This is a genomic window from Streptomyces sp. NPDC051578, from assembly GCF_044454045.1.
Lineage (GTDB): Bacteria > Actinomycetota > Actinomycetes > Streptomycetales > Streptomycetaceae > Streptomyces.
Genome location: NZ_JBITDH010000001.1, coordinates 901,017 through 920,674 on the forward strand (window position 1 = coordinate 901,017; position 19,658 = coordinate 920,674).

At 74.9% G+C, this 19,658-nt stretch carries 19 protein-coding genes and 1 tRNA gene; 12 read left to right on the plus strand and 8 right to left on the minus strand.

Annotated features, from left to right (window positions below; genetic code table 11):
* The first annotated feature begins 38 nt into the window (after window positions 1–38).
* Window positions 39–641: an oligoribonuclease gene (gene orn, locus ACIA6C_RS04015; RefSeq protein WP_190182571.1), complete on the plus strand. Its 603-nt coding sequence runs from the start codon at window positions 39–41 to the stop codon at window positions 639–641.
* 108 nt (window positions 642–749) lie between these two features.
* A tRNA-His gene (locus ACIA6C_RS04020) sits at window positions 750–822 on the plus strand.
* A 67-nt stretch (window positions 823–889) separates the two neighbouring features.
* Here the strand turns inward: ACIA6C_RS04020 and ACIA6C_RS04025 are convergent.
* Window positions 890–1,915 (minus strand): LacI family DNA-binding transcriptional regulator, encoded by a 1,026-nt coding sequence (locus tag ACIA6C_RS04025; protein WP_399272749.1) that lies wholly within the window; start codon window positions 1,913–1,915, stop codon window positions 890–892.
* Between the two features lie 113 nt (window positions 1,916–2,028).
* Here ACIA6C_RS04025 and ACIA6C_RS04030 point away from each other — a divergent pair, with 113 nt between their 5' ends.
* Genes ACIA6C_RS04030 through ACIA6C_RS04045 form a run of 4 tightly spaced genes read left to right on the plus strand, consistent with a single transcriptional unit; the run spans window position 2,029 to window position 6,497 of the window.
* The gene (locus tag ACIA6C_RS04030; protein ID WP_399272751.1) at window positions 2,029–3,360 is read left to right on the plus strand and encodes an ABC transporter substrate-binding protein; all 1,332 of its coding nucleotides are present in this window, start codon (window positions 2,029–2,031) and stop codon (window positions 3,358–3,360) included.
* Between the two features lie 7 nt (window positions 3,361–3,367).
* The gene (locus tag ACIA6C_RS04035) at window positions 3,368–4,342 is read left to right on the plus strand and encodes a carbohydrate ABC transporter permease (RefSeq protein ID WP_399272753.1); all 975 of its coding nucleotides are present in this window, start codon (window positions 3,368–3,370) and stop codon (window positions 4,340–4,342) included.
* Window positions 4,339–5,163: a carbohydrate ABC transporter permease gene (locus ACIA6C_RS04040; RefSeq protein ID WP_399272755.1), complete on the plus strand. Its 825-nt coding sequence runs from the start codon at window positions 4,339–4,341 to the stop codon at window positions 5,161–5,163. Before ACIA6C_RS04035 ends, ACIA6C_RS04040 begins: the two co-directional genes overlap by 4 nt.
* A 5-nt stretch (window positions 5,164–5,168) precedes the next feature.
* Entirely contained in the window at window positions 5,169–6,497 is a 1,329-nt protein-coding gene (locus ACIA6C_RS04045) for a GH1 family beta-glucosidase (RefSeq protein ID WP_399272757.1), read from the plus strand.
* 55 nt (window positions 6,498–6,552) lie between these two features.
* On the opposite strand, the gene ACIA6C_RS04050 is transcribed toward ACIA6C_RS04045, so the two are convergent.
* From ACIA6C_RS04050 to ACIA6C_RS04060, 3 genes are all read right to left on the minus strand, one after another.
* Complete coding sequence (locus tag ACIA6C_RS04050) at window positions 6,553–6,846, minus strand: DUF3303 family protein (RefSeq protein WP_361136694.1); 294 nt, start codon at window positions 6,844–6,846, stop codon at window positions 6,553–6,555.
* Window positions 6,847–6,986: 140 nt separating this feature from the next.
* Window positions 6,987–8,357, minus strand: coding sequence for a sensor histidine kinase (locus tag ACIA6C_RS04055; protein ID WP_399272760.1), 1,371 nt, complete (start codon window positions 8,355–8,357; stop codon window positions 6,987–6,989).
* Window positions 8,358–8,367: 10 nt separating this feature from the next.
* Window positions 8,368–9,054, minus strand: coding sequence for a response regulator transcription factor (locus tag ACIA6C_RS04060; RefSeq protein ID WP_361136690.1), 687 nt, complete (start codon window positions 9,052–9,054; stop codon window positions 8,368–8,370).
* A gap of 78 nt (window positions 9,055–9,132) precedes the next feature.
* On the opposite strand from ACIA6C_RS04060, the gene ACIA6C_RS04065 reads away from it, so the two are divergent.
* Window positions 9,133–9,687, plus strand: coding sequence for a hypothetical protein (locus ACIA6C_RS04065; protein WP_399272762.1), 555 nt, complete (start codon window positions 9,133–9,135; stop codon window positions 9,685–9,687).
* Window positions 9,688–9,722: 35 nt separating this feature from the next.
* Window positions 9,723–11,195: a class I adenylate-forming enzyme family protein gene (locus ACIA6C_RS04070; protein ID WP_399272764.1), complete on the plus strand. Its 1,473-nt coding sequence runs from the start codon at window positions 9,723–9,725 to the stop codon at window positions 11,193–11,195.
* 67 nt (window positions 11,196–11,262) lie between these two features.
* On the opposite strand, the gene ACIA6C_RS04075 is transcribed toward ACIA6C_RS04070, so the two are convergent.
* On the minus strand, window positions 11,263–12,129 hold the full coding sequence (locus ACIA6C_RS04075) for a spermidine synthase (RefSeq protein WP_399272766.1): 867 nt from the start codon (window positions 12,127–12,129) through the stop codon (window positions 11,263–11,265).
* 55 nt (window positions 12,130–12,184) lie between these two features.
* Window positions 12,185–12,661, minus strand: coding sequence for a hypothetical protein (locus tag ACIA6C_RS04080; protein WP_399272768.1), 477 nt, complete (start codon window positions 12,659–12,661; stop codon window positions 12,185–12,187).
* A 244-nt stretch (window positions 12,662–12,905) separates the two neighbouring features.
* Here ACIA6C_RS04080 and ACIA6C_RS04085 point away from each other — a divergent pair, with 244 nt between their 5' ends.
* The gene (locus tag ACIA6C_RS04085; RefSeq protein ID WP_399272770.1) at window positions 12,906–14,231 is read left to right on the plus strand and encodes a tetratricopeptide repeat protein; all 1,326 of its coding nucleotides are present in this window, start codon (window positions 12,906–12,908) and stop codon (window positions 14,229–14,231) included.
* 58 nt (window positions 14,232–14,289) lie between these two features.
* On the opposite strand, the gene ACIA6C_RS04090 is transcribed toward ACIA6C_RS04085, so the two are convergent.
* Both ACIA6C_RS04090 and ACIA6C_RS04095 read right to left on the minus strand, forming a co-directional pair.
* Complete coding sequence (locus ACIA6C_RS04090) at window positions 14,290–14,631, minus strand: VOC family protein (protein WP_361136678.1); 342 nt, start codon at window positions 14,629–14,631, stop codon at window positions 14,290–14,292.
* A gap of 75 nt (window positions 14,632–14,706) precedes the next feature.
* Window positions 14,707–15,303 (minus strand): histidine phosphatase family protein, encoded by a 597-nt coding sequence (locus ACIA6C_RS04095; RefSeq protein ID WP_399272772.1) that lies wholly within the window; start codon window positions 15,301–15,303, stop codon window positions 14,707–14,709.
* Window positions 15,304–15,591: 288 nt separating this feature from the next.
* On the opposite strand from ACIA6C_RS04095, the gene ACIA6C_RS04100 reads away from it, so the two are divergent.
* The 3 genes from ACIA6C_RS04100 to ACIA6C_RS04110 are packed head-to-tail and all read left to right on the plus strand — an operon-like array spanning window position 15,592 to window position 19,615.
* Window positions 15,592–16,719, plus strand: a complete 1,128-nt coding sequence (locus tag ACIA6C_RS04100; protein WP_399274463.1) for a hypothetical protein — start codon at window positions 15,592–15,594, stop codon at window positions 16,717–16,719.
* Window positions 16,707–18,287 (plus strand): hypothetical protein, encoded by a 1,581-nt coding sequence (locus ACIA6C_RS04105; RefSeq protein ID WP_399272774.1) that lies wholly within the window; start codon window positions 16,707–16,709, stop codon window positions 18,285–18,287. The genes ACIA6C_RS04100 and ACIA6C_RS04105 overlap by 13 nt, the downstream gene beginning before the upstream one ends.
* Complete coding sequence (locus tag ACIA6C_RS04110; protein ID WP_399272776.1) at window positions 18,284–19,615, plus strand: AAA domain-containing protein; 1,332 nt, start codon at window positions 18,284–18,286, stop codon at window positions 19,613–19,615. The genes ACIA6C_RS04105 and ACIA6C_RS04110 overlap by 4 nt, the downstream gene beginning before the upstream one ends.
* Window positions 19,616–19,658: the final 43 nt, after the last annotated feature.

Below are 19,658 nucleotides of genomic sequence, written 5' to 3' on the forward strand. Positions count from 1 at the left end.
GGGACCTCTGCGTCGCGGGACCCCCTAAGGTGGGGTTCATGAACGATCGCATGGTGTGGATCGACTGCGAGATGACCGGGCTCTCGTTGACGGACGACGCACTTATCGAGGTGGCCGCACTGGTCACCGACTCGGAGCTGAACGTGCTCGGCGAAGGCGTGGACATCGTGATCCGCCCGCCGGACGCGGCCCTGGAGACCATGCCCGACGTGGTGCGCCAGATGCACACCGCCTCCGGCCTGCTCGACGAGCTGGCGGGCGGGACCACCCTCGCGGACGCCGAGGCGCAGGTCCTGGCGTACGTACGGGAGCACGTGAAGGAGCCCGGCAAGGCGCCGCTGTGCGGGAACTCGGTCGGCACCGACCGCGGCTTCCTGCTGCGGGACATGGCCGCGCTGGAGTCGTACCTGCACTACCGGATCGTGGACGTGTCCTCGGTCAAGGAGCTGGCGCGCCGCTGGTACCCGCGGGCCTACTTCAACAGCCCGCCGAAGAACGGCAACCACCGGGCGCTGGCGGACATCAAGGAATCCATCGCCGAGCTGCGCTACTACCGCGAGGCGGTGTTCGTCCCGCAGCCCGGGCCCGACTCGGACACGGCGCGCACCATCGCCGCGAAGTACGTGGTCGCCGGCGAGTAGGAGCCGGTCGAGCGGCCCGGCGCGCGGGGCGCGGGGAAAGGGGGGAGCGAGCACCCTCCCGGACCCTGTACCCTTTTCTTCGGCCGGTCGCTCACACGACCGGACATGGTGGGTGTAGCTCAGTTGGTAGAGCACCTGGTTGTGGTCCAGGTGGCCGCGGGTTCAAGTCCCGTCACTCACCCTGTGGGAAGGCCCCGGTACGCGGAAGCGGCCGGGGCCTTGCGCATGCCGGGCGCGCCCCGGCGCCCTCAGGAGGATTCCCGGACCACCAGCTCGGTCGGCAGTACGACGGCGGCGTCCGCCGGCCCGCCCGCGATCCGCTCCAGCAGCACCCGCGCCATGGTCCGGCCCATCTCCTCGATCGGCTGGCGCACGCTGGTCAGCGGCGGGTCCATGTGCCGGGCCACCACCGAGTCGTCGAAGCCCACCAGCGCCACGTCCTGCGGTATCCGGCGGCCCGCCGCACGCAGCTCCAGGCGGGCGCCCGCCGCCATGACGTCCGAGGCGGCGAAGACGGCGTCCAGGGCGGGGCGCCGCTCCAGCAGCTCCCGCATGGCCCTGCGGCCGCCCTCCTCGGTGAAGTCGCCGGCGGCGATCAGCTGCTCGTCCGCGGGGCGCCCGGCGGCGGCGAGGGCCTGCCGGTAGCCGTCGAGCCGGCACTGGGCCCCGTACACGTCCAGCGGCCCGGTGATGGTGGCGATCGCCCGGCGGCCCCGCTCCAGGAGGTGGCGCACGGCCCCGGCGGCGCCCGCCAGGTTGTCGGAGTCCACGCAGGGCAGGGCCTCGTCGGCCGAGCGGCGCCCGCTGATCACCGTCGGTATGCCCAGCTCGGCCAGGAGTTCCGGCAGCGGGTCCCCGGCGTGTACGGAGACCAGCAGGACCCCGTCGACGCGGTGCCCGGACAGGTACTGCGCGAGGCGTCGGCGCTCCCGTTCCCCGCCGGCCAGGGTGAGCACGAGCTGGACGTCGGTCTCGGCGAGGGTGGCGCCGACGCCGCGCACCACGTCGGAGAAGTAGGGCTCGGCGAAGAAGCGGGCCTCGGGTTCGGGGATGACGAGGGCCACGGCGTCCGTACGGTTGGCGGCCAGCGCCCGGGCGGCACGGTTGGGCACGTACCCCAGCTCGGCGACGGCGGCCTCCACGGCGGCCCTGGTGCGGTCGCTGACCTTGGAGGACCCGTTGATCACCCGGGAGACGGTGCCGCGCCCCACACCGGCCCGGACCGCGACCTCCTCCAGGGTCGGCCGTCCCCCGCTGCGCCCTTGCCCGCTCATGGCTTCCTCCCGGCTGTGAATCTACCTCTTGACCGCCTCTTGACGGCGGTGGGAGCGCTCCCACACTGTGGCACACGACACCCGGCACGTCCCGTCCTTCCAGGAGGATCCTGATGCGAGCCCGATCCCGTCCCCGCCCACCGGCGCCCCTCGGGGCCCTCGCCGTCGCAGCCGCCGCGGCCCTGCTCCTCGCGGGCTGCTCCCAGGACCCCGCCGAACCCCCGGGGCAGGGCGCCCCGGCCGCCGGCAAGGCGACGACGACCCTCACCGTCGGGGTGTTCGGCGCGTTCGGGCTCAAGGAGGCCGGCCTGTACGACGAGTACATGGCGCAGAACCCCGGCGTACGCATCGAGCAGACCTCCATCGAGCGCAACGAGAACTACTACCCGCAGCTGCTGACCCACCTGGGCACGGGCAGCGGCCTGGCCGACGTCCAGGCCGTCGAGGTCAACAACATCGCGGAGATCACCGCCACCCAGGCCGACAAGCTGGTCGACCTCGGCAAGGCGCCGGGCGTGGACGAGGCGGCGTACCTGCCCTGGAAGTGGGCGCAGGGCACCGCGAAGAACGGCGCGACCGTAGGGCTCGGCACCGACATAGGCCCGGAGGGCATCTGCTACCGCAAGGACCTCTTCGCGGCGGCCGGCCTGCCCACCGACCGGGAGGCGGTCGGCGCGCTCTGGGCGGGCGACTGGAACAAGTACCTGGAGACGGGCAAGGCCTACAAGGCGAAGGCGGGCGACGGCAAGGCGTTCGTGGACTCGGCGTCCGGAGTGATGGCGGCCGTCACCGGCAGCAACGCCCAGCGGTTCTACGACGACCAGGGCAAGGTCGTCTACAAGACGAACCCGGCGGTGCGCGGGGCCTTCGACCTGGCGGCCCGGTTCGCCTCCGAGGGGCTGAGCGCGAAGCTCCAGCAGTTCACCCCGGCCTGGGACCAGGGCTTCTCCAACGCCAGCTTCGCCACCGTCTCCTGCCCGCCCTGGATGCTCGGCTACATCCAGGACAAGGCCGGCCCGGCGGCCGAGGACAAGTGGGACGTGGCCGCGGCCCCCAAGCCGAGCAACTGGGGCGGCTCGTTCCTGGTGGTGCCCAAGGCGGGCAAACACGCTCAGGAGGCGGCGAAGCTGGCCGCCTGGCTGACGGCCCCCGCGCAGCAGGCGAAGCTGTTCGAGAAGCGGGGGAGTTTCCCGAGCGCCAGCGCCGCGTACAAATTGCCCGCGGTGGCGGGCGCGCACCACGCGTACTTCGGCGACGCCCCGATCGGGGAGATCTTCGCCCGGGCGGCCGAGGGCGTGCCGGTGACGGTGGTCGGCCCGAAGGACCTGGTGATCGCGCAGAACCTGGCGGACGTCGGGATGCTCCAGATCGACCAGAAGGGCCGGTCGGCGCAGGAGGGCTGGGACGCCGCGGTGGCGGCGATCGACAACGCCCTGGACCGGTGAGGCGGCGGTGACCGACGAGACCGCCCTCCTGTCGCCCGCGTCCTCCCCCGCCGCAGGGCGGGACGCGGGCGGCCGCGGCCAGGTGTGGCGCTCGCGCCGCTACCGGTGGGACCTGCGCCTGAGTCCCTACGCCTTCGTGGCGCCCTTCTTCCTCTTCTTCACCGCCTTCGGGCTGTTCCCGCTGCTGTACACGGGGTGGGCGGCGCTGCACCGGGTGGAGCTGACCGACCCGGACGCGATGACGTGGGTGGGCCTGCGGAACTTCACCCGGCTGTGGGACGACGCGTTCTTCTGGAACGCGCTGCGCAACACGGTCACCATCGGCCTGCTGTCGACGGTGCCCCAACTGCTGATCGCGCTGGGACTGGCGCACCTGCTGAACCACCGGCTGCGGGGTTCGGCGTTCTTCCGGGTCGCGGTGCTGACCCCGTACGCGACCTCGGTGGCCGCCGCCACGCTCGTCTTCGTGCTGCTCTTCGGCCGGGACCACGGCATGGTCAACTGGGCGCTGTCCGCGGTCGGGTTCGGGCCGGTCGACTGGCAGAACGGCACGCTGGCCTCCCAGGTGGCGGTGTCCACGATCGTGGTGTGGCGGTGGACCGGCTACAACGCGCTGATCTACCTCGCCGCCATGCAGGCCGTCCCCGGGGACCTGTACGAGTCGGCCGCGCTGGACGGCGCCTCCCCGTGGCAGCAGTTCCGGCACGTGACGGTGCCCTCGCTACGGCCGACGATCTTCTTCACCTGTGTGGTGTCCACGATCGGCGCCACCCAGCTGTTCGGTGAACCGCTGCTGTTCAACGGCGGTTCGGGCGCCACGGGGGGATCGGACCACCAGTTCCAGACGCTGGGCCTGTACCTGTACGAGCAGGGCTGGGTGAACCTGCACCTGGGGCGGGCGTCGGCGATCGCGTGGGCGATGTTCCTGATGCTGCTGCTGGTCGCGGGCGCGGCCCGGCTGGTGCGGGGAGGTCCGCGGTGAAGGTCCTGCGCGCGGGGAAGCCCACGTACGTCGTCCTGGCGCTGTTCACCGCCGGTTCCCTCTTCCCCCTGGTGTGGACCGCGATCGCGGCCTCCCGCACCAACACCCGCCTCGCGCAGACCCCGCCGCCGTTCTGGTTCGGCGGGAACCTGGGCCGCAACCTGACGATCGCCTGGACCGACGCCCACATGGGCACCGCCCTGCTGAACACGCTGGTGGTGGCGGGCACGGTCGCGGCGGGCACCGTGCTGCTGTCGACCCTGGCGGGCTTCGCGTTCGCGCGGCTGCGGTTCCGGGGCAGCCGGGGCCTGCTGGCGCTGGTGGTGTCGACGATGCTGATCCCGCCGCAGCTGAGCGTCGTACCGCTGTACATGCTGATCGCGAAGCTGTCGTGGACGGACCGGCTGCAGGCGGTGGTCCTGCCGGCGCTGGTGTCCGCGTTCGGGGTGTTCTTCATGCGGCAGTACCTGGCGCAGGCGCTGCCGGTGGAGCTGGTGGAGGCGGCGCGCACGGACGGGGCGAGTTCGCTGCGGATCGTGTGGCACGTGGTCTTCCCGGCCGCGCGGCCGGCGATGGCGGTGCTGGGGATGCTGACGTTCGTGATGACCTGGAACGACTTCTTCTGGCCGATCATCGCGCTGACGCAGAACGGCAGCCCGACGGTGCAGGTGGCGCTGACGGGACTGGGCCGCGGCTACATCCCCGACCAGTCCGTGATCATGGCGGGTGCGCTGCTGGGCACGCTCCCGCTGCTGCTGGTGTTCCTGGTCTTCGGCCGCCGGATCGTCGGCGGCATCATGCAGGGGGCGGTGAAGGGTTGAGCACGATGGAGTTCCCCGAGGGGTTCTTGTGGGGCGCGGCCACGGCGGCGTTCCAGATCGAGGGCGGCGCCGAGCTGCGCGGCCCCTGCATCTGGGACACGTTCTGCCGCACGCCGGGCAAGGTCCGCGGCGGTGACACCGGCGACGTGGCGGCGGACCACCTGCGGCTGTGGCGCGAGGACGTGACGCTGATGGCCGAACTGGGCCTCGGCGCCTACCGGTTCTCGGTGTCGTGGCCGCGGGTGCGCTCAGGCGGGATCGGCTTCTACGACGCGCTCGTGGACGAGCTGCTCTCGCACGGGATCCAGCCCTGCCCCACCCTCTACCACTGGGACCTGCCGCAGGAACTGGAGGACGCGGGCGGCTGGCCGGAGCGCGGGACCGCCTACGCCTTCGCGGCCTACGCCGAGCAGGTCGGGCGGGCGCTGGGGGACCGGGTCGGACTGTGGACGACGCTCAACGAGCCCTGGTGCAGCGCCTTCCTGGGCTACGCCTCCGGGGTCCACGCCCCCGGCCGCACCTGTCCCGCCGACTCCTTGCGGGCCGCGCACCACCTGAACCTCGCCCACGGCCTGGCGGTGACCGCCCTGCCCTCCTGCGCGAGAGCCGGCATAGCGCTCAACCCGAGCGCGGTGCGGCCGCTGACCGGCTCGGCGGCCGACGCGGACGCGGCGCGCCGGATCGACGCCCTGGCGAACCGGATCTTCACCGGGCCGCTGCTGCACGGCGCCTACCCGCAGGACCTGCTGGAGGACACCGCCGCGGTGACGGACTGGGCGTTCGTGCGGCCCGGCGACGAGGCGCTGATCCGGCAGCCGCTGGGCTTCCTCGGGGTCAACTACTACACCCCGGCGGTGGTCTCCGCGTCCGCCGCCCCGGGCGCCCCCCGCGCGGACGGCCACGGCGCCGGCGGCCGCTCCCCCTGGCCGGGGGCGGACTCGGTCGCCTTCCACCAGCCGCCGGGCGAACTGACCGACATGGGCTGGTCCGTCGACCCGACCGGCCTGCACGCGCTGCTGACCCGCTTCGCCCGCGAGGCTCCGGGCCTGCCGCTGCTGGTCACCGAGAACGGCGCCGCCTACGCCCCCGACCTGCACGACCCCCAGCGCATCCGGTACGTGCGCGAGCACCTCGCGGCGGTCCACCGGGCCATCGCGGACGGCGCCCCGGTCGAGGGCTACTTCCTGTGGTCGTTGATGGACAACTTCGAGTGGGCCTACGGGTACGGCAAGCGGTTCGGCATCGTCCACGTCGACTACGGGACCCAGGTGCGCACCCCGCGCTCCAGCGCCCGCTGGTACGCGGGTGTGGCCCGCAGCGGCCGGCTCGACTGAACGGTGCGGCGCGGGCGGGCGTCCCGCCGCCCGTGCGCGGCGGCGGGACCCGGGTTCAGCGCCCGATGGCCTGGAGGCCCTTGGTCAGCTCCTCGGTGGTCATGACGGGACAGACCTCGATCTCGGCGCCCAGCTGGCTGAACAGCTCGTCGCCGATCGCCGGGAGCTGCCAGCTGTCCTGCATGTCGAACACGATCCAGCACGAGCGGACGCCCTCGGAGAGGCCGAAGTAGGCGGATTCGGGCTTGAGCATCTCCAGCAGTTTGCGCATGGCCTGGGGGAGAGCGCCGCTCTTGATCGATTCGTTGGTGGCGGCGGTGTCCATGTGGGCGCGGAGCATGACGCGCATCGGGGCCCCTTCGGTGGTGGTGGCTGGTCGGTCCTTCACGGCCACACTCGGGGCGGCCGGTGGGGGCGGCAACCCGGCCGCCGCCGTCCGGGGCGGCGCCACCACCGGATGCCGTCACCGGGTGCCGTCACCGGGTGCCGCTACCGCGTGCTGCGGCCCTTGCGGCGGCTGCGGCGGTCCTCGCCCCGCGTCCGGCCGTCCAGGGCGATCCACATCCGGACCTCGGTACCGCCCAGCACCGAGCGGCCCAGCCGGACGTCACCGCCCGTCGACTCCGCGACCCGGCGCACGATGTCCAGTCCGAGCCCCGTGGAGCCGTCCCGGCCGCCGTCGTTGCCGCGCCGCAGGGCCTCCTCCGGATCGGCGATCCCGTACCCCGCGTCCGAGACCAGGACGATGACGGCGTCCCCCGCGTCGTGCACGTCCACCGCGAAGGGGGTGCCCTCGGGGGTGTGCCGGAACACGTTGCCCAGCAGCGCGTCCAGCGCCGCCGCCAGCTCGGGCCGGGCCACCGGGATCCGTACCGGCCGGTCCACCCCGGCGAGGCGGACCTCGCGGCCCTCGTCCTCCGCGAGCGCCGACCAGAACGCCATCCGGTCCCGGATGACCTCCGAGGCGTCGCAGCCCGCGCCCGGGCCGCCGGCGACGGCCGGGGGGCGCTGCTCACGGGCGGTACGGATGATCGTGTCGACCTCCCGCTCCAGCTGCTCCACGGCCTCTCGGGTCTGCTCGGCGGCCGGGCCGTCCCCGAGGGAGGCCGCGTTGAGCCGCAGCACCGTCAGCGGGGTGCGCAGCCGGTGCGAGAGGTCGGCGGCCAGTTCCCGCTCGTTGGCCAGGAGTTCCACCACGCGGTCCGCCATCGCGTTGAACGCGACGGCCGCCGACCGCAGTTCCTTCGGCCCCTGCTCCGGCACCCGCACCCCGAGCCGCCCCTGCCCCAGCCGGTGCGCGGCGTCCGCGAGCCGCTCCGCCGGCCGGACCAGGCGGGCGCCGAGCCGGTCCGCGACCGCCACCGAGCCCACGATCAGCGCGAGCCCGACCCCGGCGAGGACCAGCCAGGCGGTGGTGACCCCGTTGCTGACCTCGCGCTCCGGCACGTAGATCTCGATCACCGCGATGTCTCCGGAGCCGAGCGCGGTCGGCTGGAGCAGCGCCGAACCACCGCCTCGCACCGTGGCGGTCGTGGCCCGGCCCATCCGCCGGGTCTCCTCCACGGCGTGCGGGCCCGCCCATCCCGCGCCGATGTCGACGGCCAGCCGGTCGCCGATCTGCGGGACGTGGACGGCCATCCGCTGGGCGGCGCCCATCTGCGTGGACTCGACCGCCTTGCGCAGCTGCACGGGGTCGGTGGTGATGGACAGGGTCGGCGCCATGCTCGCCGCCTGCCGCTCGGCGTTGGAGAACGCCCGGTCGCTGGCCATCTCCCGGACCACCAGCCCGAGCGGCACCGCGAAGGCGATGACCACCATCGCGGTGACGGCCAGGCACACCTTGACCAGCGCCCACCTCACGGCCGCCGCCTCACCGCGGGGGCTCCAGCTTCACCCCGACCCCGCGCAGCGTGTGCAGGTAGCGGGGGTTCGCGGCGGTCTCGCCCAGCTTGCGGCGCAGCCAGGACAGGTGGACGTCGATGGTCTGGTCGTCCCCGTACGCCTGCTGCCACACCTCGGCGAGCAGTTCGCGCCGGGCGACGACGACACCGGGACGTCCGGCGAGGAAGGCCAGCAGGTCGAACTCCCGGCGGGTCAGGTCCAGTACCGCCCCGTCCAGCTCGGCCTGGCGGCGCAGCGGGTCGATGGCGAGACCACCCACCCGCAGGACGCGCGAGGGCGGTTCGGCCCCCGCGGCGCGGGAGCGGCGCAGCACGGCGGCCATCCGGGCGGAGAGGTGCTCCACCGAGAAGGGTTTGGTGAGGTAGTCGTCGGCGCCGTCGTTGAGCAGGCGCACTATCTCCGCCTCGTCGTCCCGGGCGGTCGCGATGATGACCGGTACGTCGGTGATGCCGCGCAGCATCTTGAGCGCCTCGGACCCGTCGAGGTCGGGCAGGCCCAGGTCGAGGATGACCACGTCGAAGCGGTGGTGGGCGACTTCGCGCAGCGCCTCCAGGGCGGTGCCGACGCTGCGCACGGCGTGGGAGGCGTCGCTCAGGTGCCGGATGAGGGCGGAACGTACGAACTGGTCGTCCTCGACCACGAGCACACTTGCCATGGCGGCACCGTAGTCCATCCGGGCGACCGGGCGGGGTGTCGGTCCACGCTTGGGACGAGTGGTGCAGTATGTGCCCCGATGCACCGGGGACTTCTGCACGCGTTCGCCTGGACGCTCGCCACGGGGGCAGCGGTGACGCTGTCGTGGTGGGGCGTCCACACCGTCATGTCCGGAACGGCCTACGATCCCCCGCGCGCCGTTCCGCTGGCCGCGCTGCCGCCGGGCCCCTCCGCGCAGGGTTCGCAGGAGTCCTTGGCCCCGCCGCCGGACACGGCGACGCCCGCGCCCGCGTCCCCCTCGCCGTCCGCATCGGCGTCCGCGTCGCAGTCCGCTCCGGTGCCGCCCCCGCCGCCCGCCGGGAAGCCGAAGTCCTCGCCGCCGCCCCGCCGGGTGGCCGGGGACGAGGAGCTGGGGGACGTGAAGGGGTACACGGTCGACGGCGGCCGGGTGGTCTTCGACCTCGGCCCCTCCTCGGCCGAGCTGGTCTCCGCGACCCCGGCGGGCGGCTGGCGCATGCAGGTGTGGAAGCAGGACTACTGGATCCGCGTCACCTTCACCCTGGACGGCCGCGAGGTGTCGGTGTTCTGCACCTGGTACAACGAGGCGCCGCGCGTGCAGGTCGACGACCGGTAGGGGTACGTTCACCAGGGGCGAGGCGGGAGCTGGGCATGGGCGCTGGAGCGCGGTACGTCACGGAGCTGGTGGCGGCGTGCGAGCGGCACGGCGCCGGCCCCGCGATCGGCGCCGGTCCGGTACTGCTGACGTACCACGACGTGCTTGCGTGGACGTACCGGCTGGCGGGCGCCCTGGAGGGGCTCGGCGTGCGGCGCGGGGCCGGACTGGCCTGTGTGACGGCCGGGAACCGGCACGAGGCGCTGCTGGTGCGGCTGGCCGCACACCTGCTGGGGGCGCGGCTGACGCAGGTGAGCGTGGGTCCCGCCACCCACGGCCTGGACTTCCTCCTGCGGGACTGCGAGCCCGTCCTGGTGGTCCACGACATCCCGGTGCCGCAGACCGGGGCCGCGCGGGTCACCCTGGCGGCGCTGCTGGAGCGGGCCGCCGCCCGCGAGGCGCGGCCGGTGCCCGTGCAGGCGCGCGAGGGGGACGTGGCCCGGGTGACGTACACGGGCGGCACGACGGGCCGGCCCAAGGGCGTCGCGTCCACGTTCGCCGCGATGGCGGCCCGCGACGCCGCCCGCAGCGCGGAGACGGTGTACCTGTCGGTGACCTCGCTGGCCCAGCGTTCGGGGGGCCGCTGCCTGGAGCAGCTGCGGGCGGGCGGCCGGTCGCAGATCCTGGACGGCCCGTTCGTCCCGCGGGAGTTCGCCGCCGCGTGCCGGCGGCTGGGGCCCGTGTCCACGTACCTGACGACCTCCATGGTGTACCGGCTGCTGGACGACCCGGTGACCGCGGGCGGCGTGCCCGGGCTGGAGCGCGTCTCGTACGGGGATTCCCCCATCGCCCCCGAACGGCTGCGGCAGGCCCTGACCCGCTGGGGTCCGGGCGTGCGCTGGCGCCAGGGGTACGGGATGAACGAGGCCGGGGTCGTCTGCCGCCTCTCGGAGGCCGACCACGACGCGGCACGCGCCGGGCGCCCCGCCCTGCTGGGCTCGGTCGGGCGGCCCGCGCCCGGGGTGGAGGTGCAGGTCCGCGCGACGGCCGGGGCCACCGGCGAGGTGTGGGTGCGCTCCGCCACGGTGATGGCCGGCTACTGGAAGCAGCCCGGGCTGACGGCCGGGGTACTGCACGACGGCTGGCTGCGCACGGGCGACCTCGGCCACTTCGACGCGGACGGCTACCTGTACCTCGACGACCGGGTCAAGGACGTGGTGATGGTGGACGGGGAGAACATCTACTGCGGCCCCGTCGAGGCGGCCCTGACCCGCCACCCCGCGGTGTCCGAGGCGGCGGTGGTCGGCCGCCCGCACCCGGTCACCGGCGAACAACTCTGCGCCTTCCTCGTCCCGGCCCCGGGCCACGCCCCGAGCGAGGAGACCGCCGCCTCCGCCTGCGCGCTGGCGACGGCCGCCCTGTCCCCCGCCCACGGCCCCACGGCCGTCTTCTGGCTCACGGCCCTCCCCCTGACCGACCGCGGGAAGCCGGACAAGGGCCGCCTCCGCGAGGCCGCCGCCGCTCCCTGATCCGCGGCAGGCCGACGCCCCGGCCGGGGAGCCGGGGCCGCGCGGGCTCCGGGCCGCCCGACAGGGCCTACTGGAACACCGACGGCGGGGGCTGCGGGGAGGGGACGGCCGAGGCGTCCGCCACGGGGGCGGCGCCGCCGGCGAAGTCCGCGAGGGGGCGGCCGTGTTCCACCCGGCCCGGGTGGGGGTCGCTCGCGACCCGGCGAGTGAACTCCGCCACCGGGAGCTCCCGGTCGGCGGCCACGAGGACCGCGTTGCCGAAACGTTTGCCCCGCCACACCACCGGGTCGGCCGCGACGGCCAGTTCGGCGAAGCGGGAGGCGGCGGTGGCGATCTGGCCCCGCAGGTGGGTCAGCGGCGGACCGTCCGTCAGGTTCGCCACGTACCACCCGGTGGGCGCCAGGGCCCGGCGTACGTCGTCCAGGAACTCGGTGCTGGTCAGGTGCGCGGGGGTGCGGGAGCCGCTGAACACGTCCGCGATGACCAGGTCAGCCCAGCCGTCGGGCACCTTGGCCAGCCCGGCCCGCGCGTCCACCGCCCGGATGCGGACCCGCGTCTGGGGGTCCAGCGGCAGGTGTTCCCGTACGAAGGCCACCAGGGCGGCGTCGATCTCCACCACCTGCTGGGTGGAGCGGGGGCGGCTCGCGGCGGTGTAGCGGGCCAGGGTCAGGGCCCCGCCGCCCAGGTGCACCACGTTCAGGGGGCGGCGGGCGGGTGCGGCGAGGTCGATGAGGTGGCCGATGCGCCGCTGGTAGGCGAAGTCGAGGTGGAGGGGGTCGGCCAGGTCGACGTGCGACTGCGGGGCCCCGTCGATCAGCAGGGTCCACGCCCGGGCGCGCTCCCGGTCGGGTGCCAGCTCCGCGCGGCCGCCGTCCACCTGCCCGACGACCGCCTCGTCGGCCCCGCGCCGTTTGCCCTTGCTCTTGCCAGCCATGGCCCCAGTATGCCGGGCGGGCCAGCCCCGGGGGGCGTCTTGGCTGGTCAGGCCCTCAGCGGCAGTTGTCCGCCGCCTCGATGAGCCGGGCGGCCTCGCCGAGCGCGGCGCGCAGCACGACCGGGTCGGTGACCGGCCCCACCGCCTCCGGTGGCAGCAGCCAGGCCGTGGCCCCGGCTGCCGGCGGGGCGACGTCGGGGTCGCCGGGGAGGTCACCGCCGACGAGGTCACCGAAGCGCACGCCGCGCCCGTTGGTGTGCGTACAGGCACTGCCCGGAAGGTCCCAGGCGTCGGCGGTGCCGGGCGGGACGAGGAAGCCCAGGGTGTCGCCGGAGCCGTCGTGCAGGACGGGCCCGACCCCGGGGGCGGCGTGGCCGGTGGCCCGGCGGATGATGTCGACCGCCTCCAGACCCTGACGGGTGGGTACGGTCACCAGGTCGGGCGCACCGGCCGGTCCGCCCGCGGTCGCGAACGCACCGGCGGTCAGGGACGCGCCCGGCCGGGGCGCGGTGTTCGTTCCAGTGCTCTCCATGCCGCCCTCCATCAAGGGAACCCCTCCTCGATCCGCGTACGAGCCACTCCGCATGGGTTCAACGCGGCGGAACGTCAACGGGTGCGGCGCAACGTTGCCGCAAAGGATGGCAGTTCATGGCAGATCACGGGTGAGATATCCGTTTTGTAGGCAAACATCGCATGAACGGTCTTCCAGCGGCGGTACGTTCGTGCCCGCCGGGCACCAGTGTGTACAAAGCCCGAAGTCCAGAGAGGCCACGTCCATGGCGGCGTCCCCCCACTCACCCAATACCGCCTTCCGGCGGCTGCGCGGCGCCCACTCCCCCGCAGAGTTCGCGGCATTGGTGCGCCGCGCGGCACGCGAGATCGGCGAAACGGTTTCCTGCGACGCCCGTTACATCGGCCGGGTCGAATCCGGGGAGATCCGCTGCCCCAACTACGCCTACGAGCGGGTGTTCCTGCACATGTTCCCCGGCCGCACGACGGCGGATCTCGGGTTCTTCCCGCGCGAGTCGGTGCGCGGCCGTTCGGGGCGGCGCGCCCTGGCCGCGCCGCCCGCCCCCTCCCACCCCGCCCCCCGTTCCAAGGAGAGTGACGTGCTGCGTCGCGCGTTCATGGCCGGCGGCTCCGCGACCGTGGCGGCCGCGACGCTCGGCCTCACCCCGCTGCTCGGCGACTCGCGCCGGCCACCGTCCCGGGCGGGGGCGGCGGAGGCCGCCGCCGTCGAGGACGCCGTACGCCAGATCCGGCTCCTGGACGACCGGCACGGCGCCGACGCCCTGTACCGGCGGGCGGCCGAACCGCTGCGCGCCGCCTACGCGTTGCTCGACGCGGGGGCCACCCGCCAGTCGACCGAGGACCGGCTGCACGCGGGCGCCGGGGAACTGGCCGTCTCGGTGGGCTGGCTGGCCCACGACTCGGGCCGCTTCGAGGACGCCCGCTCACACTACGCGGAGGCCCTCGCCACGGCCCGGGTGGCGGGCAACCCGGCCCTGGAGGCACACGCGTTCAGCAACATGGCGTTCCTGGCCCGGGACTGCGGGCGGGCCCGCGAGTCGGTACGGGCCGCCCAGGCCGGCTTCCGCGCCGCGCGTTCACTGGGCTCCCCGCGGCTGCTCGCGCTCCTCTCGCTGCGGGAGGCGGGCGGCTGGGCGGGGCTGGGCGACCGGAAGTCCTGCGAGGAGGCGCTGACACGGGCGCACACCGAGTTCGCGCGGGGCGAGGCGGCCGCCGACCCGGAGTGGATGACCTTCTTCGGCGAGGCCGAACTGGAGTCCCTGGAGTCCCGCTGCTGGGCGGCGCTCGGGGAACACGCGCGAGCGGCCCGGCACGCCCGGCGCGCGGCGGACCTCCAGGACCCGCACTTCGCCCGGAACGTGGCCTTCTACACCGCCGAACTCGCCGGTGACCTCGCCAACGCGGGGGCGCCCGACGAGGCCGCCTGGGCGGGGGGCCGGGTGCTGGACCTGCTCGCCGCGGTGCAGTCGACGCGGATCAGCTCCATGCTCGCGACGACGGCCCGCGCCCTGCTCCCCCACCAGCGCTCCCCGCACGTGGCCGCCTTCCTGTCCCGCCGGGCGGCGCTCTGACGCCGCCGGGTCAGGCGCCGGGTCAGGCGCCGGGTCAGGCGCCGGGTCAGGCGCCGGGTCAGGCGCCGACATACTCGTACACCTCCCCGTCGGGGTGGCGCAGGACGGCCCGGCGCCCGTTGGGTGTGTCCGCCGGCGCCCCGATCAGCTCCGCCCCGGCCCCCACCCCGGCCGCCACGACCGCGTCGAGGTCGGCGACGGCGAGGGTGGCCGAGACCCCGGCGAACCGCGCCGCGACCTCCGGCGGCCCCGCGAACAGCAGGAACGGTCCGACGCTCGCCAGCTCCAGCCCGGCGAAGGCGAACCGGGCCGGCGTCTCGCCCGTCAGCTTCTCGTAGAAGGGCAGGGCCTGTTCGAGGTCGTCCACTCGGCGCCGCAGCACCACGGAAGTGATCGTCATGCGCCGATCTTCGCAGCCGGCCCGCAACAGCGGTATGACACAGGGAACTTGCCGGCGCCCTGCCGGGGAGGCGGCTCAGCCGTCGAGGTGCCCCGTGTCGTTCCAGCGTTCCAGTGCCGGGGTGCCGTAGGCCCAGCCCAGGACCGACAGGGAGGTGGGGTCGAGGCGGATGCGGGCGCCGAAGGAGGCCTCGAAGCCGAGCCAGCGGGCGGCGAGGGTGCGCAGGATGTGGCCGTGCGCGAAGACGAGGACGTCCCGCTCGGCCGACCGGGCCCAGGCGACGACCTCGTCCGCGCGGGCCGCGACATCGGCGACGGATTCGCCGCCCGGCGCCCCGTCGCGCCAGATGAGCCAGCCCGGCCGGACCGCCTGGATCTCGGCCGGGGTCATGCCCTCGTAGTCGCCGTAGTCCCACTCCATCAGCGTGTCCCACGCCTCGGCCCGCACCCCGAAGCCCGCGAGGTCGCAGCTCTCGCTGGCCCGGACCAGCGGGCTCGTGCGCACCTCCAGACCGCGCAGGCCCGACCACGGGTCCCCGGCCAGCCGCTCGCCGAGCAGCTTCGCGCCCCGCCGGCCCTCCTCCAGCAGCGGCACGTCCGTGCGTCCGGTGTGCTTGCCGAGCCGGGACCACGCCGTCTGGCCGTGGCGGGCCAGCAGGATGCGGGGGGCCATGTGCGTTTCTCCCGGTCGGGGTGGATGGACATACCGATGGACACAAGGACGTATCGGTACGGATGCGCCCGTCGCGCCCGTCCATCATCCCCGACGCGGTGACGGACCACCTCGCCGGGCGTCCCGGCACCCCGGCCGCACCATGCCCCCACCGGCCGCATCCCGGCACCCCGCCCACACCGACGCAGCCGGATTTCTGCCGTAGGGCCACGATTGTCAGTGGCGGATGGGACACTTCCGCCCGTGAGCTCCTACCCGCACAGCGTCCCTCCGCAGACGACACCGCAGATGACCCCCCTGCGGCAGCGGCTCGCCGACCTGCGCGGCCCCGCCGTGCCGCCCCGTCCGCTCGACGCCCGCGCGCTCGCCGCCCTCGCCGCCAACCCCGGCTGCGGCAGACGGGCCCTGCTCGACGGCGCCGGCGTGGACAAGACCGCCCTCGCCACGGCCCTCGGCTCGCCCTCCGCCTTCGGGCAGTCGCAGTTCGCCATCGTCCGGGGCAACTCCTTCGAGGCCAAGGTCAAGGGCGACGGCGGGGCGGAGCTGCTGCGCCTGGTCCACGAACACCTCGGCGCCGGGGCCGAGCCGCCCGGACCGGCCGCCCCCGTCCCCGACCTCACCGCCGCCGGACCGCAGGGACGCGCCGCCCGCACCGCCCTCGCGCTGCGCGAGGCGACCGCCGCCGGCGCCTGGACGCTGCTGGACCACCCGATGCTGGCCCTGGAGGTGGCGGGCTCCCCCGCGTACCTGGAGCCGGACGCCGTCGTGGTACACCCCGACGGCCGCTGGACGGTGGTGGAGATCAAGTCGTTCCCGATGATCGACGGGAGCGCCGACCCGGCGAAGGTCGGCGCCGCCGCCCGGCAGGCGGCCGTGTACGTACTGGCCCTGGAGGACACCGCTGGGAAGCTGCCCGGGGCCACCGTGGGCCACGAGGTGCTGCTGGTCTGCCCGAAGGACTTCTCCAACCTGCCCACCGCCGCGCCCGTCGACGTCCGCCGGGAGCGCTCCGTCACCCGGCGCCAGCTGGAGCGGCTGACCCGGGTCGAGGAACTGACCGCCCTGCTGCCCGAGGGTCTGAGCTTCGATCCCGCGCGCCCGGCCGAGGAGCTGGACCGGGCCGTCTCGGCGGTGCCCGCGGCCTACGCCCCCGAGTGCCTGGCCGCCTGCGAGCTGGCCTTCCACTGCCGGCAGCGGGCCCGCGCCGCCGACGAGGTGGGGGCGCTGGGCCGGTCGCTGCGGGCCGAGCTGGGCGGCCTGGGCACCGTCGGGGAGGCGCTGGCGGCCGCCGCCGGAGCCGGGCCCGCCGAGGACCCGACCGCGGCCGCGCTGCGCCAGGCCGCCCGGCTGCGGGCCGAGGCCCTGGCGCTCGCGCCCGCCCGCACCCCGTCGGAGGACTCCGCATGTCCCTGCTGAACACCCTCGCCCGGCTGGAGGCCGTCCGCTCGGGCCGGGCCCGGGCCCTGGCGACCGTACGGCACCGGCACCTGAGCGGGCGCCCGCTGGTCTTCGTACCGCTGACGACCTCCGGCGAGGCCGGGGCGCCGCTCGGCGCGCTCGTCGGCACCGACCGGGACGACCCGTGCCTGCTGGTCATACCGCAGCCCCGGGACCGGGACCTGCGCTGGGAGTTCCTGGCGGAACTCGCGCGGCAGGTGATGCCGTACATCGAGGCGTACGCCGATGCCGTCGAGCCGGCCGAACGCACCGAGACCGACCCCGCGACCGGCAAGCGGGTCAAGGTGGAGACCGAGCTGTGCGTGGACGCGCCGCAGCTGATCGTGCCGAGCCGGGCGGGCGTGGAGTACGTGCGGCTCCTCGGGCGGTCGATGCGGTTCCGGCGCACCGCGGAGGAGGATCCCGAGAACCCGTATCCGGTGCCCACCCAGGTGCCGCTGCTGGGGCGTTGGTTCACGCACCTCGCCGAACGCTCCCGGGTGCCGGGCTCCGCCCTCCTGCTGTCGGCCACCGAGCTGCTGGCCCGGCACTGGGCGACGGGGCAGAGCAGCGTCGAGGACCAGCACCTGGGCGCCCTGCTGGCCTGGATCGCCCCTCCGGGCGGTGAGGACGGCCCGGAGAGCGGCGCGGAGGCCGCCCTTCGCGCGGAGCTGGCCCGCGACCGGGACGGGCTCCTGCTGGTCCCGCCCGCCGGGCCCGCCACCGACCCGGCCTTCGACAACAAGCTGCTGGCCCCCGCGATGGCCCGCTACGACGCCGCGCGCGCCGCCGGTGACCCGGACGCCGCCGACCGCGCCGAGCGCACGCTGCGCGAGCTGGTCGGCGGGCAGCTGCGGCCGACCTGGGACGCGGTGTGGCGCTCGCTGGACCTGCTGCGCGCCCTGCCCGCCGGGGAGCGGACCGGGGAACGCTGGACCCGCGACCGCTGGTCGTACACCGCCCACCGCGACCGCGTACGGGCGGGTGAGCCGCCGCAGCCGCGCCGCGACGACGCGGTGACGGCCGCGCAGAAGCTGGCCACGCGGGAGACGGAGCAGGTGCGGCTCGACGCCCAGGAGGCGCTGGACGACCCCCTGGTGATGGCGGGGCGGCGCCTGGCGGGCGAGGCGTTCGCCGGCGAGGTCACCGAAGTGGTCATGGAGTGGAGCGAATCGGCGCGCCCGCGCCCGAGGCCGCTGGTGACGGTGGTCACCGAGGACCGGCCGCAACTGGCCGACGGGGGCGGCGGGAAGGTGTTCCGGTCACTGGACGGACGCCCGCAGGCAGCCGAGTTCGTACGCTTCGAAGGGGCCGGGGGGATCATGCTGCGGCTGCTCGACAAGATGGGCTCGGGCCGGGAACCGGCGCCGGGCACGGTGCCCGAGAAGGGCGACCGGCTCTGCTGGACGCTGTTCGAGCACGACGCGCGCGGCGGCCCCAAGCTGCCGGACCCGGAGCACACCCCCTGGACCCACGGCGGCCCGCCCGGATCGGCGACCGCCGCGCTGCCCCTCCCCGACCCCGTCACCGACGGAGACATCCTTTGACAGCCTTCGACCCGGGGGCCGCGGCCGCCCAGGCGACCGCCGCCATCCTGCACGACACGCTGCACGGCCCCGACCGGGGTGTCGTCGTCGACTCCCCGCCCGGGGCCGGGAAGTCCACGCTGGTGGTGCGGGCCGCCCGGGAACTCGCCGCCGCGGGGCGCCGGCTGATGGTGGTCGCGCAGACCAACGCCCAGGTGGACGACCTGGTGCTGCGGCTGCACGAGAAGGACCCGGGGTTGAAGGTCGGCCGGCTGCACAGCAGTGAGGGCGACGCCTACGACCCCGCACTGCGCGAGCTGCCCTCGGTCACCCTCTCGGCCAAGCCGGGGGACCTCGCGGAGCTGCCGGTCACCGTCTCCACGGCGGCGAAGTGGGCGTACGTGAAGGACGCCGAGCCGTGGGAGCACGCCATCGTGGACGAGGCCTACCAGATGCGCTCCGACGCGCTGCTGGCCGTGGCCGGGCTGTTCGAGCGGGCGCTGTTCGTGGGCGACCCGGGGCAGTTGGACCCGTTCAGCGTGGTCGGCGCCGAGCAGTGGGCGGGGCTGTCCTACGATCCTTCGGCGTCGGCGGTGTCCACCCTGCTGGCGCACAACCCCGGGCTGCCGCAGCACCGGCTGCCGGTGTCGTGGCGGCTCCCGGCGTCGGCGGCCCCGCTGGTCTCGCGCGCCTTCTACCCGTACAGCCGGTTCCGCAGCGGTACGGGCCCGGGCGAGCGGCGGCTGTCGTACGGGGTCGCCTCCGACGGGTCCGGCCCGGACCGGGTGCTGGACGAGGCCGCCGAGTCGGGCTGGGGCCTGCTGGAGCTGCCCGCGCGCCACACCCCGCGCACGGATCCGGAGGCGGTCGCGGCGGTGGCGCTGGTGGTCCGCCGGGCGCTGGACCGGGGAGCGGTGACGCAGGACGAGCACCCCGGCGGCCCGGCCCCGCTGACGGCGGACCGGATCGCCGTGGGCACCGCCCACCGTGACCAGGCGGCCGCCGTCCGTACGGCCCTGGCCGGCCTCGGCGTCACGGGCGTCACCGTGGACACCGCGAACCGCCTCCAGGGCCGCGAGTACGACCTGACCGTGGTCCTGCACCCCCTGTCGGGCCGCCCCGACGCCACGGCCTTCCACCTGGAGACGGGCCGCTTGTGCGTTCTGGCGTCCCGGCACCGGCACGCCTGCGTGATCGTGGCCCGCGCGGGCGTCGCGGCCCTGCTGGACGACCACCCGTCGACGGAGCCGGTCCAGCTGGGCGTGACGGTCAAGTTCCCCGACGGCTGGGAGGCGATGATGTCCACCTGGGACTTCTGGTCCGACCACCGCATCCCCTGGCGGCCCTGAGCCGTTGCCCGCGTGCCCGGACGGGGCCCCGACGGGCCCTGTC